This window comes from Halomonas ventosae (assembly GCF_004363555.1).
In the GTDB taxonomy this organism is placed as follows: Bacteria; Pseudomonadota; Gammaproteobacteria; order Pseudomonadales; family Halomonadaceae; genus Halomonas; species Halomonas ventosae.
Genome location: NZ_SNZJ01000006.1, coordinates 1 through 14,659, shown reverse-complemented (window position 1 = coordinate 14,659; position 14,659 = coordinate 1). Strand labels below are relative to the sequence as shown.

General features: G+C 68.6%; 12 protein-coding genes and 1 pseudogene. 12 read left to right on the top strand and 1 reads right to left on the bottom strand.

Annotation, left to right across the window (positions count from 1 at the left end):
* The first annotated feature begins 24 nt into the window (after nucleotides 1-24).
* From asd to DFP85_RS06360, 12 genes are all read left to right on the top strand, one after another.
* Nucleotides 25-1,137, top strand: coding sequence for an aspartate-semialdehyde dehydrogenase (gene asd / locus DFP85_RS06415; protein ID WP_133635481.1), 1,113 nt, complete (start codon nucleotides 25-27; stop codon nucleotides 1,135-1,137).
* A 270-nt stretch (nucleotides 1,138-1,407) separates the two neighbouring features.
* Nucleotides 1,408-4,257 (top strand): FimV/HubP family polar landmark protein, encoded by a 2,850-nt coding sequence (locus DFP85_RS06410; protein ID WP_133635480.1) that lies wholly within the window; start codon nucleotides 1,408-1,410, stop codon nucleotides 4,255-4,257.
* A gap of 6 nt (nucleotides 4,258-4,263) precedes the next feature.
* A complete protein-coding gene (truA, locus tag DFP85_RS06405) occupies nucleotides 4,264-5,184 on the top strand; it encodes a tRNA pseudouridine(38-40) synthase TruA (protein WP_133635479.1) in 921 nt (306 codons plus the stop codon).
* Nucleotides 5,181-5,819, top strand: coding sequence for a phosphoribosylanthranilate isomerase (locus DFP85_RS06400; protein ID WP_133635478.1), 639 nt, complete (start codon nucleotides 5,181-5,183; stop codon nucleotides 5,817-5,819). The genes truA and DFP85_RS06400 overlap by 4 nt, the downstream gene beginning before the upstream one ends.
* Nucleotides 5,820-5,879: 60 nt before the next feature.
* Complete coding sequence (gene trpB, locus DFP85_RS06395) at nucleotides 5,880-7,094, top strand: tryptophan synthase subunit beta (protein WP_133635477.1); 1,215 nt, start codon at nucleotides 5,880-5,882, stop codon at nucleotides 7,092-7,094.
* Between the two features lie 14 nt (nucleotides 7,095-7,108).
* Complete coding sequence (gene trpA, locus DFP85_RS06390; protein WP_133635649.1) at nucleotides 7,109-7,912, top strand: tryptophan synthase subunit alpha; 804 nt, start codon at nucleotides 7,109-7,111, stop codon at nucleotides 7,910-7,912.
* A 78-nt stretch (nucleotides 7,913-7,990) separates the two neighbouring features.
* Entirely contained in the window at nucleotides 7,991-9,013 is a 1,023-nt protein-coding gene (accD, locus tag DFP85_RS06385; protein ID WP_243737223.1) for an acetyl-CoA carboxylase, carboxyltransferase subunit beta, read from the top strand.
* A 9-nt stretch (nucleotides 9,014-9,022) separates the two neighbouring features.
* The gene (gene folC, locus DFP85_RS06380) at nucleotides 9,023-10,327 is read left to right on the top strand and encodes a bifunctional tetrahydrofolate synthase/dihydrofolate synthase (protein WP_133635476.1); all 1,305 of its coding nucleotides are present in this window, start codon (nucleotides 9,023-9,025) and stop codon (nucleotides 10,325-10,327) included.
* A gap of 8 nt (nucleotides 10,328-10,335) precedes the next feature.
* Complete coding sequence (locus tag DFP85_RS06375) at nucleotides 10,336-11,013, top strand: SPOR domain-containing protein (RefSeq protein WP_243737222.1); 678 nt, start codon at nucleotides 10,336-10,338, stop codon at nucleotides 11,011-11,013.
* 2 nt (nucleotides 11,014-11,015) lie between these two features.
* On the top strand, nucleotides 11,016-11,606 hold the full coding sequence (locus tag DFP85_RS06370) for a CvpA family protein (protein ID WP_133635474.1): 591 nt from the start codon (nucleotides 11,016-11,018) through the stop codon (nucleotides 11,604-11,606).
* Nucleotides 11,607-11,685: 79 nt separating this feature from the next.
* The gene (gene purF / locus DFP85_RS06365; protein ID WP_106230298.1) at nucleotides 11,686-13,209 is read left to right on the top strand and encodes an amidophosphoribosyltransferase; all 1,524 of its coding nucleotides are present in this window, start codon (nucleotides 11,686-11,688) and stop codon (nucleotides 13,207-13,209) included.
* Entirely contained in the window at nucleotides 13,193-14,416 is a 1,224-nt protein-coding gene (locus DFP85_RS06360) for an O-succinylhomoserine sulfhydrylase (protein ID WP_166644611.1), read from the top strand. Before purF ends, DFP85_RS06360 begins: the two co-directional genes overlap by 17 nt.
* Before the next feature lie 109 nt (nucleotides 14,417-14,525).
* On the opposite strand, the pseudogene DFP85_RS19085 reads toward DFP85_RS06360, so the two are convergent.
* A pseudogene (locus DFP85_RS19085) lies at nucleotides 14,526-14,659 on the bottom strand (IS110 family RNA-guided transposase); the annotation flags it as partial.

Genomic DNA, 14,659 nt, shown 5'->3' with positions numbered 1-14,659 from the left:
CATTCGATTTCTGGAGGGCTTCACATGTTGAAAGTCGGTTTCGTCGGTTGGCGTGGCATGGTCGGTTCCGTGCTGATGCAACGGATGCTCGAGGATGGCGACTTCAAGGGCATCGAGCCGATCTTCTTCACGACCTCCCAGGTCGGCCAGGACGGCCCAGACGTCGGCGTCGACGTTCCCCCGCTGAAGGACGCCTTCGACCTGGAAGCCCTCAAGGCGCTGGACGTCGTCGTGACCTGCCAGGGCGGCGAGTACACCGAGAAGGTCTATGCCGACCTGCGCCAGGGTGGCTGGAAGGGCTACTGGATCGACGCCGCCAGCACCCTGCGCATGGCGGATGACGCCACCATCGTCCTCGACCCGGTCAATCGGCACGTCATCGATGCCCAGCTGGCGAAGGGCGCCAGGACCTTCGTGGGTGGCAACTGCACCGTCAGCCTGATGCTCATGGGCCTTGGTGGCCTCTTCGAGGCGGACCTGATCGAGTGGATGACCTCCATGACCTATCAGGCCGCGTCCGGTTCCGGCGCCAAGCATATGCGCGAGCTGCTCAACCAGATGGGCAGCCTGCGCGACAGCGTGGCCGACGAGCTGGCCGACCCGGCCAGCGCCATCCTCGATATCGATCGCAAGGTTACCGCAGCCATGCGTGGCGGTAATTTCCCCACCGACAACTTCGGTGCACCGCTGGCCGGCAGCCTGCTGCCCTGGATCGACAAGCCCATGGACAATGGTCAGAGCAAGGAGGAGTGGAAGGGCTCCGTGGAGACCAACAAGATCCTCGGCCTCCAGGACAACCCTATCCCCATCGACGGGCTCTGCGTGCGTATCGGCGCCATGCGCTCCCACAGCCAGGCCTTCACCATCAAGCTCAAGAAGGACGTGCCGATCGATGAGATCGAGGATCGTCTGGCCCGCCACAACGACTGGGTCAAGGTGATTGCCAACGACAAGGAGGCCACCATCGACGGCCTGACGCCGGCTGCCGCCACCGGCACCCTGACCGTGCCGGTCGGTCGCTTGCGCAAGCTGGCCATGGGCGGCGAATACCTCTCTGCCTTCAGCGTCGGTGACCAGCTGCTGTGGGGCGCCGCCGAGCCGCTCAAGCGGATGCTGAAGATCCTGCGCGAGCAGTGAGCACCGTATGGCGGTCCATGACCGCGTGAACGAAAGCGGGACGCCCTGGTGGCGTCCCGCTTTCGTTGGGTGTTGCGCGCAGGCCGTTGGCGAGGGGGGATTCGCGTGTCATGCGTTCAATGACTTATGTTGAAAGTATGGTCGCCGTTAGTGTTCCGGGAAGGCGCCGGCGCAGGGAATGTGATACATAGTCCTCATAATCACTAAGAATATACTATCAGGTCACCGCCGGGGTCGGCGGGGCGCAGTGGAACGACGCAAGGGAACCCGATGAAACGCAAGCTGACACTCGCCATGCTGCTTTCGCTCTCCGCCGCCAGCCCGCTGGCGCTGGCCCTCGGCCTGGGGGAGGCCGAGGTGAACTCGACGCTCAATGCGCCGTTGCGGGCGAGCATCCCCTTGACCGACAGCGCCGGCCTGCAGGCCGACCTGCTCAATGTCTCGGTGGCCGATGAGCGCGCCTTCTCGGCGGCCGGCCTGCCCCGCACCCCGCTGGCCGCCAGCGTGAAGATGGATGTGAGCCGACGGCAGGGGCGCCTGGTGGTCGACCTGACCACCGAGCGGGCCGTGCGCGAGCCCTGGGTCGACCTGCTGCTGCGTTTCGACTGGCCGGGTGGCCAGCAGCTGCGGGAAGTGACCCTGCTGCTCGACCCGCCGGACTATGACCAGCTCCCGGCCCTTGTCGCGGCGTCCTCGAGCGCACCGCGGGAAGCGATTTCCGCGCCGCGCTCGTCTGCCCCGACGGCTGAACCCTCGTCACGCCCGCTGGCCAGCACCTCCGACGCGGGCGCGGGCAACCCCGCCTGGGTGCGCAGCGGCGACACCCTCTGGGCAGTGGCCGGCCGGCTGAGGCCGGACAGCGGCATCAGCATGAACCAGATGATGGTTGCCCTGGTGGAGGCCAACCCTGAGGTCTTTCCTTCCGGCAACATCAACGCCATGCGGGCCGGCTTTACGCTGGTGGTGCCGTCCCGCGAGGCCATCGCGGCACGTTCCTCCGCCGAGGCTGACGGTGTCGTCCAGGCCATGAACCAGGCCTGGGCCAATCGCGGCAGCGGAGCCCCGGCTCGGGTGGCACTGGGCGGCTCCTCTGATGCTCCGGCGTCGGCTGTTGCCAGCGCCCCGGCGCAGGAGGGCGCATCGACGGAGCCTGCCGACGAGGCACCCCCCGAGGCGGTCGAGACGGCGTCCAGCGATGCCTCTGGCAATGATGAAGACGCGACCAGCGAGGAGTGGCAGCGGCTGACGCTGCTCAGCGATGCCGAAGTGGCCGCCGAGGGCGCGGTGCCGGTCGACGGGGTCTCGGACCAGCAGGAGGGCGAATCGTCCACTGGTGCACGGCAGGAGGAGGAAGAAGAGGAGGAAGCGGCTGCCGACTCCCTGGCCATGCCCGCGGGCAGCGAAGGGGAAGGGCCGTTTATCGACCCCGAGGTGCTGGCGCTGATCCAGGGCGGTGGCGAGCTTACCGAGGACCAGCGGCTGCTGCGCCTCGAGGCTCGTTGGCTCGAGAACCGCCAGGCCCTGGAGGCGGTTCGCAGCGAGCGCGACGAGCTGCAGTCCCAGCTCGGAGACCTTCGCGAGGAGCTGGACGCCATGCGCGACCAGCTGGCCGCGATAAGTGCCGGGGGGCAGGGCGCCGATGCCCCGGGCAGCGGTGGGGTGGTGGCCCCCGGCAGCGAGCCGGAATCTTCCCGGCAGTCGCCCTGGTGGGGCGCGCTCTACCAGGGGGGTACCGACCGCAACCTGATGTTGGGCGGCGCCGGGCTGGCACTGCTGCTGGCGCTCTGGGCCCTGGTGCGCCGTCGTCGTCGCCAGGAGAGCGAGCCGGCGCCGGTGTTCAACGAGGCGCGCCCGGTGGACCCGGCCGCCAGTGGCGTGGTGGTGCCGGGCAGTCCCCAGGCCCGGGCACAGCAGGCCGAGTTCCGCGGCGAAGAAGAACGGGAGACGCCGGTGCGTGCCTCCATGCCCGAGGCCGAGGCGATCAACGAGGCCGACATCTTCATCGCCTACGGGCGCTACGACCAGGCGCGTGAGCTGCTGCAGTCCAGCCTGGCACGGGAGCCCGGGCGAGATGACCTGAGGCTCAAGCTGCTGCGGGTGCAGCTCGAGCAGGGCGACCATGCGGCGGCGGCGCGCCAGGCGGAGCAGCTGCGCGCCGGCGGGGACCCGGATGTCCAGGCCGAGGTCGCCCGGCTCATGGAGCGCCATGTCCGCAGTGCACCGCCCGCCAAGGCAGCAGCGCCCGTGGCGGCAACGCCGGCGGATCGAGCCGTCTTCCCCGAGGCCGACGAGCTTCCCCCGCGCCGCTTCGATGATCCCGATACGCATGGCGAGCCTCAGGCCCATGACGAGCCCGCGACGGACGACGCGCCGTCTCGCGAGGCGCCTTCTCGTGACACCCCCTCGGGTGAGGCACCGAGGGAGGCTCGCGACACCCCCTCCGGCGAGGCGCCTGAGGAGGCGTCGGCCGGCCGGGCGATGCCCGACCCAGCAGCCTCGGCCAGCGAGCAGGCCGACCCGCTGGCGCGCTATCGTCCGCCGGAACTGGAGCCGGGCCCGCAAGCGGAGCCGCAGGAGGATGACGCCCCGCGGCCAGAGACCGAGGCTTCGTCCGATCTGGACGGCGAGGCGGCCGGAGAGGTAGAGCAGCCCCACAAGGCATCGGACGAGCAGGTGCCCCAACCGGCTGACGAGCTTCCGAGCGTCCCGCTGGCCACCCGCGAGGCGGACGACGGGCGCGAGATCATCGACTATCGTCCCCCGACGCTGGAGGAGCGCGCGGCACCCCGGGAGGAGACGCCCATGCAGCCCAGCGTGGAGTTCACCTCTTCCACTGGCGGAGACGGCGAGTCGGCCGATGCCATGCCCGGTATCCGGGCCGAACGCGACATGCCCGAGGAGTGGGACGTCGAGGAGGTGGCCTTCCCGCCGCTGTCGCGGGATAATGCCCACTTTTCCGCGGCGGCTTCCTCCACGTCGACCCTGGCCGAGGCGCGGCGCCTGCTGGACGCCGGCGAGGCCGGCCAGGCCCGTGCGCTGCTCGAGAGCCTGATCGACGAGTCCGATGATCCGGATGCCCGGCAGGAGGCCCGCGAATTGCTGGATCAATCCGTGCAATGAGGCCGAATGACCCTTTTCCGATCCCTCGATGACCGCCACCCCCTGACCGGCCGCCTGGCCATGGGGGTGGAGTACGACGGCACCGCCTACTGTGGCTGGCAGCGACTCAAGCACGCCCCCTCGGTGCAGGGGGCGCTGGAGGCGGCGCTCGCGAAGGTGGCGAACCAGTCGATCACCGTGCATGCCAGCGGCCGCACCGACTCCGGTGTCCATGCCACCCGCCAGATCATCCATTTCGATGCCCCGGTGCCTCGCTCTCAGAAGGCCTGGGTGTTCGGCGTCAATGCCAACCTGCCCCGGGATGTCGCCGTGCGCTGGGTGAAGCCGGTCCCCGACAGTTTCCATTCCCGCTTCAAGGCCCTGGCGCGGCGCTACCGCTACGTGATCCTCAACCAGCCGAGCCGCCCGGTGCTGGAGCGCGCCAATGCCACCTGGTGTCGCGACCCCCTGGACGCCGATGCCATGCACCGGGCCGCCCAGGCGCTGGTAGGCGAGCATGACTTCTCGAGCTTCCGTGCCGCCGGCTGCCAGTCGAAGACCCCCTGGCGCCACCTGCACTTCATCGAGGTACACCGCCATGGCCCGCTGGTCGTCATCGACGTCCAGGGCAATGCCTTCCTGCACCACATGATCCGCAATATCGTCGGTGCCCTGGTCACGGTGGGGCGCGGCGAGCGCGGCGATGCCTACCTGACCGAGCTGATGGCCCTGAAGGACCGGCGGCTCGCCGACGTCACTGCCCCGGCCTGCGGCCTGCACTTCGTCGACTCGCTCTACGACGAGCAGTGGGGGCTGCCCCGCGAACCGCTGGGTCCTAACCTGCTGGCCTTCCTGGGCGAATGGACCGGCGAGAGGCCGTTGCCCGACTGCCCGATGGTTGAGTTCCGGCGGGGCAGGCCAGTGGCCGCTGAGCAGGAGTCGACATGATCAAGCGTACCCGCATCAAGTTCTGCGGCTTGACCCGTCCCGAGGATGTCGATGCCGCCGTGGCCGCGGGCGCCGATGCCCTGGGCTTCGTGCTCTGGCCGGGCAGCAAGCGCGCCATCGACGAGCAGCGCCTCGCCGAATTGAGTGAGCGCGTGCCGGCCTTCGTCACCCGGGTCGGGCTCTTCGTCGACCCGGACCTCGCACTGGTGGCACGCGCTGCCGAACACCTGGACCTGCTGCAGTTCCATGGCGACGAGCCCCCCGGGACCTGCATGGCAGTCGGCCGCCCCTGGATCAAGGCATTGCGCATGCGCGATGGCCTCGACCTCCACGCCGCCGCCGAGGCCTACGGCGGGGCGCGGGCGCTGCTGCTGGACGCCTACCGGCCGGGCGTGCCGGGAGGCACCGGCGAGACCTTCGACTGGTCGCGAATCCCCGCAAGCCTGGCAAAACCTGTTATCCTCGCCGGAGGCCTGACGCCGGACAATGTGGCTGAGGCGATTGCGGTCGTGGCCCCGTTCGCCGTGGATGTCTCCGGCGGCATCGAGGCGGCCCCCGGCGTCAAGGATGCCACGCGCATGGCGGCCTTCCTGCAGGCCGTGCGCCAGGCCGACGACGCGCGTTGCGGCGCCTGAGCCGTTCGCTTCACCCTGTTTCCCCTACACCCCTTCTGGCGACCCTGTGAGGTGTCTTTCGTGAGCAAGTTCAGTGACCTGACCCGACTGCCGGATGCCCGCGGCCATTTCGGTGCCTACGGCGGCCGGTTCGTCTCGGAGACCCTGAGCTTCGCCCTGGATGAGCTGGAGAAGACCTATCTGAGTCTTCGTGACGACCCGGCCTTCCTGGCGGAATTCGACTATGACCTGGCCCATTTCGTGGGCCGTCCGTCACCGCTCTATCATGCCGAGCGATGGTCGAAGCAGCTCGGTGGTGCACAGATCTGGCTCAAGCGCGAGGACCTCAACCATACCGGTGCCCACAAGGTGAACAACACCATCGGCCAGGCGCTGCTAGCCAAGAAGACCGGCAAGCCGCGGGTGATCGCCGAGACCGGGGCGGGGCAGCATGGCGTCGCGTCCGCCACGGTGGCCGCGCGGCTGGGGCTGGAGTGCGATGTCTACATGGGGGCCGCCGACGTGGAGCGCCAGAAGCTCAACGTCTATCGCATGCGCCTGCTGGGGGCCAACGTCATCCCGGTGGAATCCGGCACCCGCACGCTCAAGGACGCCATGAACGAGGCGTTGCGTGACTGGGTGACCAATGTCGACACCACCTATTACATCATTGGCACCGTGGCCGGCCCGCACCCCTATCCGATGCTGGTCCGCGACTTCAACGCGGTCGTCGGGCGCGAGGCGCGCCGCCAGTCCTTCGAGGAGTTCGGCAAGCTGCCCGATGCGCTGATTGCCTGTGTGGGCGGCGGTTCCAACGCCATGGGACTCTTCTATCCCTTCGTGGAGGACGACGAGGTCGCGATGTACGGGGTCGAGGCGGGCGGCGACGGCGTCGAGACCGGCCGCCATGCCGCGCCCCTGGCGTCCGGCGCGCCCCGCGGCGTATTGCATGGCAATCGCACCTACCTGATGTCCGACGAGGGCGGCCAGGTCTCCGATACCCACTCGATCTCGGCGGGCCTGGACTACCCGGGCGTGGGCCCCGAGCACGCGCTGTGGAAGGACGTGGGGCGGGTCAACTATGTGGCCGCCAACGACGATGACGTGCTGGCGGCCTTCCGCGAGCTGACCCGGGTCGAGGGCATCATGCCGGCGCTGGAAACGGCGCATGCCCTGGCCTATGCCAAGGTGCTGGCGCCCACCATGCGCCCCGACCAGAACATCGTGATCAACCTCTCCGGTCGCGGGGACAAGGACATCATGACGGTGGCAAAGATCGACGGGATTGAATTCTGATGACGGCCCAGACCATGAATCGTATCGACCAACGCTTCGCCGCACTCAAGGCCGAGGGCCGCCGCGCGCTGATTCCCTATATCACCGCCGGCGACCCGGCGCCCCAGTATACCGTCGGCTTCATGCATGCCCTGGTGGAAGCGGGGGCGGATGTCATCGAGTTGGGGGTGCCGTTCTCGGACCCCATGGCCGACGGGCCGGTGATCCAGAAGGCCTGCGAGCGTGCCCTCAAGCACGGCGTGCGGCTCTCTCACCTGTTCGAGATGGTCCGTGAGTTTCGCCAGACCGACAGCGAGACCCCGGTGGTGCTGATGGGCTACCTCAATCCGGTGGAGCGCATCGGCCTCGAGGCCTTCGCCGACCAGGCCGCCGGGGCCGGCGTCGACGGCGTGTTGATCGTCGACATGCCGCCGGAGGAGGCCGACGAGGTCGGTCCGCTGCTCAAGTCCCGCGGGCTGGCCTCGATCTTCCTGGTCGCCCCTACCACTTCGCATGCCCGGGCCGCTACAATATGCGCCCACGGCGAGGGCTATATCTACTATGTTTCGCTGAAGGGCGTGACCGGCTCGGCAAGTCTCAATGCCGAGGATGTGGCCGCGCATCTGGCACCGCTTCGCGAGATGACCGACCTGCCGCTGTGCGTGGGCTTCGGTATTCGCGACGGGGCGTCGGCGGCCGAGGTGGGCAAGGTGGCCGATGGTGTCATCGTCGGTTCCGCGCTCATCAATCGCGTTGCCGAGAATGCCGAACGTCCCGAGGCGATCCCGGCCGCGCTGAAGGCGGTCTTGGGGGAGATGCGCCAGGCCCTGGACGCCTGATCCGGGCCCATCGCCAACCGAATCGACCCTGCCCCCGGTGCCGCCGGGGGCATCAGCCTATACGGAAGTGTTTCTGACATGAGCTGGCTAGACAAGATCGTGCCCTCGGTGGGCCGCATCCAGCGCAAGGATCGTCGGGCGAGCGTGCCTGACGGCCTGTGGCGCAAGTGTCCCAAGTGCGAGGCGGTGCTCTATCTCCCCGAACTGGAGAAGCACCACAACGTCTGCCCCAAGTGCGACCACCATCTGCGGCTGACCGCCCGCAAGCGCCTGGACTGGTTCCTGGACAAGGAGGGCCGTGAGGAGATCGCTGCCAACCTCGAGCCGGTGGACCGCCTCAAGTTCCGCGACTCCAAGAAGTACAAGGACCGCCTGGCAGCGGCCCAGAAGGAGACCGGCGAGAAGGATGCGTTGATCGCCATGCGCGGCTCCCTGGAAGGGCTGCCGGTGGTGGTGGTGGCCTTCGAGTTCACCTTCATGGGCGGCTCCATGGGCGCCGTGGTGGGCGAGAAGTTCGTGCGTGCCGCGACCGTTGCCCTGGAAGAGGGCATCCCGCTGATCTGCTTCTCCGCCTCCGGCGGCGCACGGATGCAGGAGGCGCTCTTCTCGCTGATGCAGATGGCCAAGACCTCGGCGGCCCTGGAGAAGCTCAAGCAGGCCGGCGTGCCCTATATCTCGGTGCTGACCGATCCGGTGTTCGGTGGCGTCTCGGCGTCACTGGCAATGCTCGGCGACCTCAATGTGGCCGAGCCCAATGCGCTGATCGGCTTCGCCGGACCCCGGGTCATCGAGCAGACGGTCCGCGAGCAGCTGCCGGAAGGTTTCCAGCGCAGCGAGTTCCTGCTCGAGCATGGCACCGTCGACATGATCGTGCCGCGCGGCGAGATGCGCGAGCGGCTGGGCGGCGTGCTGCGCAAGCTCACCCACTGGCCGGTGGCCGGGCAGGGCGACGATCTCGGCGACGAGCCCGATCTCGTCCAGGCGGCCGAGCAGGCCGAGCAGGAGGAGGAACTGGCGACCAGCAGCCCGACGCCGGCCGCCGAGCCGGAGGCCGACAGCGATGCCGAGCCGCCCGGCGAGCGCCCCGATCCGGCGCGCTGACCGATCGGCATGAGCGACCACACCCTTCCCGATACGCTTCCGGCCTGGCTGGCGCGGCTGGAGGCGGCCCATCCGGTGGGTATCGACCTCGGCCTCGAGCGAGTGGCCGAGGTCGCTCGTCGCATGGGTCTCCTGGATGCCCCGCTGTGCGACCGGGTCATCACCGTCGCCGGCACCAACGGCAAGGGGTCGACCGTGGCCATGCTCGAGGCACTGGCCCGGGCCCATGGCCTCTCCACGGCGGCCTACACCTCGCCCCACCTGCTGCGCTACAACGAACGCCTGCGCCTCGATGGCCAGGAGGCCGACGACGCGACGCTGATCGCCGGTTTCGAGGCGGTGGAGGCGGCACGCCTGGAGGGCGAACCGGTCAGCCTGACCTACTTCGAGGTGGGTACCCTGGGGGCGCTATGGGCCATTGCCAGAGGGCAGATGGACCTGGCGATCCTCGAGGTCGGGCTCGGCGGACGGCTCGATGCCGTCAATGTCATCGACCCGGACGTGGCGGTGATCACCACCGTGGCCCAGGACCACGCCGCCTTCCTCGGCACCGACCTGCAGGGCATCGGCCGCGAGAAGGCCGGCATCCTGCGCGCCGGTCGGCCCGCCGTGCTGGGCAGCACGACGCTGCCGGACAGCGTGCGCCAGGTCGCCAGCGAACTCGGCGCCGCCGTCCATGCCCTGGACGAGGCCTTTCGACGCGAGGGGGAGGGCGCGGGCTGGGCCTTCCGAGGCCCGCAAAGTATCACCGATCTGCCCGACCCTGGCCTCCCCCTGGACAATGCCGCCACGGCCCTGCAGGCCCTGATCCTGGCCGGTCTCGACCTGGAAGAGGCGGCCTGTCGCCGGGCGCTTGCCGGCGTGGAGCTGCCGGGGCGCATGCAGTGGCTGGGGCAATGGTGCCTGGATGTCGGCCACAACCCCCATGCCGCCGGCTATCTGGCCCAGCGCCTGGAAGCGCGGCCCTGCCAGGGACGCACCGTCGGCCTGCTGGGGATGCTTGCCGACAAGGATGCCGATGGCGTGATCGCCGCGCTGTCGCCGGTGGTGGATGCCTGGGTGCCGGTGAGCCTCGCGGGCGAGCGTGCCCGTACGGCGGACGACCTGGCCGAGCGCCTGGCCCGCCACGGTGGCGCGGTATGGCACCGCGGCAGCACGCCGGTCGAGGCGGCCGACTGGCTGGCGGCCCGGCTCGCGCCCGAGGATCGGGTGCTGGTCTGCGGCTCCTTCTTCACCGTGGCCGAGGTGCTGGAATGGCGGCTGGCAGCGGAGCAGACTGCAGGGGAAGATACGGCCATCGAGGGAGCGAGATGAAATACGGAATGCGAGAACGTCTCAGCGGAGCAGTGATCCTGATCGCCCTGGCGGTGATCTTCGTCCCCATGCTGTTCGACGATCCTGCACCGCGTAGCGAGCGCCCCCAGCCGGTGATGACCATCGAGCAGCCGGTGGAGGTCGAGCGTCGTGACGTGCCCGACCCGGAGCCGCCGGCAAGCCTCGGGCAGATCCAGTCGCCTGTCGGGACGTCGTCGCCTTCGGATGCCGAGGAAGCGCGGATCGAACCGGAGGCCGAACAGGCGGTGGAGGCCGTGGCCGACGCCGAACCGGCCACCCCCGAGACGACGGACACCGAGAGCGTCGCCGGTGAAACCGCCGAGGGGCGTGACGAGGCCCGCGAGGATCCCATCGCCGAGTTGGCCCGCGCCGCCGACCAGCGCCTGTCGGGCCAGGCCGAGCAGGCGGAGAGCGCGCCGGCCGAGCCGGCCCCCGAGGGTGAGTGGGCCGTCCAGGTCGGCAGCTTCGGGGAGCCGGCCAATGCCGAGCGTCTCGAGTCGAACCTGGCCGCGCAGGGGCTGCCCGTCTACAGCAGGGCCCGGGACAACGGCCTGACCACCGTCTATGTCGGGCCCTACGCGACTTCTCGCGAGGGTGAGGACGTGATGGCCAGGCTCAAGGCCGAATCCAATCTCCAGGGCCTGCTGGTGCGGGCGGGCAACTGAGCATGGCGCTGACCTGGATCGACTGGCTCTTCGTGGCGGTGCTGGTGGTGACCGGGCTGACCGGCTTCTTGCGCGGACTGATCCGCGAGGCACTGGGGCTGGCCGCCTGGATCATCGCCCTGCTGGCGGCCCGCCTGCTGGCCGAACCGGTGGCGGACCTGCTCTCCGGGGTGATCGACAACCCCGACGGACGGCTGGTGCTGGCCTTCGTCCTGGTGATCTTCGCGGTGATCCTGCTCTGCGGCATCGTCATCCGGATGGTCCATGCTGCCGTGGAGTGGGTCGGCATGGGGTTCCTGAACCGGGTGACCGGTGCTGCCTTCGGTATGGCCAAGGGGGCGGCGATCCTGGTGCTGGCGACCATCCTGCTCAGCCTGACGCCACTGGTGCAGCTGCAGGCCTGGCAGGAGGCCGAGCTGCGGCCGACCTTCGAGCAACTGCGCGACTGGGCGGTGAGTCATCTCGAGGGCTGGGAAGGGCGCCTGCCCGAGACGCCGGCGTCGCTGCGCGAGCTCTCCCTGCCGCGGGGGGAGCAGACGTCGGCAACCGAGTCCGAGACAGAACCGGACGACGCCGAGGCGACGACGCCCTGACATGTGAATCCCCGGGCGGGCCGGATACGGTCCGTCCTGACTCTTCAACGCAAGTACCAGGCAAGCGAGGTAAGGTGGAATGTGCGGTATCGTGGGCCTGATGGCCAAGCAGGCGGTGAACCAGGGCATCTATGACGCCCTGACGGTGCTCCAGCATCGCGGACAGGATGCCGCCGGCATGATGACCTGGCACGACGGCCGGTTCCTGTTGCGCAAGAGCAACGGCCTGGTGCGGGACGTCTTCCATACCCGTCACATGGCACGCCTGAAGGGCAACCTGGGTATCGGCCACGTGCGCTACCCCACCGCGGGCTCCTCCAGCGAGGCAGAATCGCAGCCGTTCTACGTCAACTCGCCCTACGGCATCACCCTGGCCCACAACGGTAACCTGACCAATTCCGACCAGCTCAAGCAGGAGCTGTTCTCCTCGGACCTGCGCCATATCAACACCAGCTCCGACTCGGAGGTGCTGCTCAACGTCTTTGCCCACGAGCTGGGCAAGCAGGGCCTGCACCTGGAGCCCGGCGACATCTTCGACGCGGTGCGCCGCGTGCATCGTCGCTGCCGGGGCGGCTACGCCGCCGTGGCGATTATCAACGGCGTGGGCCTGGTCGCCTTCCGCGACCCCCACGGGATCCGTCCGGTGGTGTTTGGCACCCGCGATGAGGGTGAGGGGCAGGAGGTGATGATCGCCTCCGAGTCGGTGGCGCTGGATGTGGGCGGCTTCGAGCTGCACCGTGACCTGGCCCCGGGGGAAGCGATCTTCGTCGACATGACCGGCGCCATCCATACCCAGCAGTGTGCCGACCACCCGCGGCTCGCCTCCTGCATCTTCGAGCACGTCTACCTGGCACGCCCCGACTCGATCCTCGACGGCGCCTATGTCTACGGCACCCGGATGCAGATGGGCCGCAAGCTCGGCGACCGCATCCAGAACGAGTGGCCGGAGCATGACATCGACGTGGTGATCCCGATTCCCGACACCTCGCGTACTTCTGCCCTGGAGCTGGCCCAGCACCTCGGCGTGACCTATCGCGAGGGCTTCATGAAGAACCGCTACATCGGGCGGACCTTCATCATGCCGGGCCAGACCCAACGCAAGAAGTCGGTGCGCCAGAAGCTGAACGCCATCGGCGTCGAGTTCAAGGACAAGAACGTGCTGCTGGTGGATGACTCCATCGTGCGTGGCACCACCTGCAAGCAGATCATCCAGATGGCGCGGGAAGCCGGGGCGCGCAAGGTCTACTTCGCCTCCGCGGCGCCGCCGGTGCGCTATCCCAATGTCTATGGCATCGACATGCCGGCGGCCAGCGAACTGATCGCCCACGGCCGCAGCGAGGCCGAGGTGGGAGAGCTGATCGGCGCCGACCGGATCTTCTACCAGGACCTCGACGACCTGAAGGCCGCCTGCCGCGAGGTCAACCCCGAACTCGAGGCCTTCGACTGCTCGGTGTTCGATGGCAAGTACGTCACCGGCGATATCGACGAGCGCTACCTGTCGGACCTCGAGGCCTCGCGCAGCGACGACGCCAAGCAGCAGCGCAGCGCCGGCGACCATGCCCTGGTGGGGATGCACAACCAGGAAGATGACATCGACGACTGAGGGGCACGTCATGCAGCAGGACCCGACATCGGAGCAGGAGTGGGAACTGGAGACCCTGGCGATCCGCGCCGGTCACCAGCGTACCCATGAGCAGGAGCATGGCGAGCCGATCTTCCCGACCTCGAGCTTCGTCTACGGCAGCGCCGCCGAGGCGGCGGCCAAGTTCAGCGGCGAGGCACCGGGCAACGTCTACTCGCGTTTCACCAACCCCACGGTGCGTACCTTCGAGCAGCGCCTGGCGGCCATGGAGGGGGGCGAGCGCTGCGTGGCCACCAGCTCCGGCATGGCGGCGATCCTGGCCACAGCGCTGGCCCTGCTGGAGTCAGGCGACGAGATCGTGGCCTCGCGGTCGCTGTTCGGCTCCACGGTCAGCCTGTTCGACAAGTACCTGGGCAAGTTCGGCATCACCACGCGCTACGTTGAACTGTCCAACCTCGAGGCCTGGGAGGCGGCGGTGACGCCTGCGACGAAGCTGCTGTTTGCCGAGACGCCCTCCAACCCGCTCTCCGAGGTGGTGGACATCGCCGCACTGGCGAGAATTGCCCGGCGCCATGACGCCTGGCTGGCCATCGACAACTGCTTCCTGACCCCGGCGTTGCAGAAGCCCATCGCCCTGGGGGCCGACCTGGTGATCCATTCCGCCACCAAGTACCTGGACGGGCAGGGCAGGGCGATCGGCGGGGCCGTGGTGGGGCGCGACAAGGAACTCGAGGAGGTGTTCGGGGTGGTGCGCACCTGCGGTCCCTGCCTGAGCCCCTTCAATGCCTGGATCTTCACCAAGGGCCTCGAGACGCTCAACCTGCGCATGCGGGCGCACTGCGAGAATGCCCGGATCCTGGCCGAGTGGCTGGAGGGGCATCCCGCGGTGGCACGGGTCCACTACAGCGGCCTGGCCACGCATCCGCAGCACGAGCTCGCCAGCCAGCAGCAGCAGGGCTATGGGGCGGTGCTGGGCTTCGAGGTGAAGGGGGGACGCGAGGCGGCCTGGTCGGTGATCGATGCGACCCGCATGCTCTCCATCACCGGCAACCTGGGGGACGTCAAGACCACCATCACCCATCCCGGCACGACTACCCATGGACGCCTCTCGGAGGAGCAGAAGGACGCCGCGGGGATCACCGAGGGGCTGATCCGCGTGGCGGTCGGCCTTGAGGCCATCGAAGATATCCGCGCCGACCTGGCCCGGGGGCTCGACGCCCTGGTGTGATGTTCAATCCGATCGCCTGCCAATTTAGCGTTGTCGTAGCTGATCGTAGCGAGGGGCGCCGGGGGCAGGCTGAAGAGGAGATACCGTCTCTCCTAACCGACCGCAACCCTCACTGAGTTGGTTGTGGCCGATATTCGGTTTGTGACTGCAAGACGCCGAAAGCGATATGCACCAGCTTGCGCATGGCAGCCCCCAAGGCTGTCATCGTCGGCTTACCCGCTCTGCGTAGCCTCGCGTACTGCG

What these genes read in the sequence shown, in the direction of transcription:
- DFP85_RS06360 (WP_166644611.1), top strand. Translation starts at nt 13,193, where the DNA reads ATGACATCGACGACTGAGGGGCACGTCATGCAGCAGGACCCGACATCG.
- folC (WP_133635476.1), top strand. Translation starts at nt 9,023, where the DNA reads ATGAGCGACCACACCCTTCCCGATACGCTTCCGGCCTGGCTGGCGCGG.
- accD (WP_243737223.1), top strand. Translation starts at nt 7,991, where the DNA reads ATGAGCTGGCTAGACAAGATCGTGCCCTCGGTGGGCCGCATCCAGCGC.
- DFP85_RS06410 (WP_133635480.1), top strand. Translation starts at nt 1,408, where the DNA reads ATGAAACGCAAGCTGACACTCGCCATGCTGCTTTCGCTCTCCGCCGCC.
- DFP85_RS06400 (WP_133635478.1), top strand. Translation starts at nt 5,181, where the DNA reads ATGATCAAGCGTACCCGCATCAAGTTCTGCGGCTTGACCCGTCCCGAG.
- DFP85_RS06370 (WP_133635474.1), top strand. Translation starts at nt 11,016, where the DNA reads ATGGCGCTGACCTGGATCGACTGGCTCTTCGTGGCGGTGCTGGTGGTG.
- purF (WP_106230298.1), top strand. Translation starts at nt 11,686, where the DNA reads ATGTGCGGTATCGTGGGCCTGATGGCCAAGCAGGCGGTGAACCAGGGC.
- truA (WP_133635479.1), top strand. Translation starts at nt 4,264, where the DNA reads ATGACCCTTTTCCGATCCCTCGATGACCGCCACCCCCTGACCGGCCGC.
- DFP85_RS06375 (WP_243737222.1), top strand. Translation starts at nt 10,336, where the DNA reads ATGCGAGAACGTCTCAGCGGAGCAGTGATCCTGATCGCCCTGGCGGTG.
- asd (WP_133635481.1), top strand. Translation starts at nt 25, where the DNA reads ATGTTGAAAGTCGGTTTCGTCGGTTGGCGTGGCATGGTCGGTTCCGTG.
- trpA (WP_133635649.1), top strand. Translation starts at nt 7,109, where the DNA reads ATGAATCGTATCGACCAACGCTTCGCCGCACTCAAGGCCGAGGGCCGC.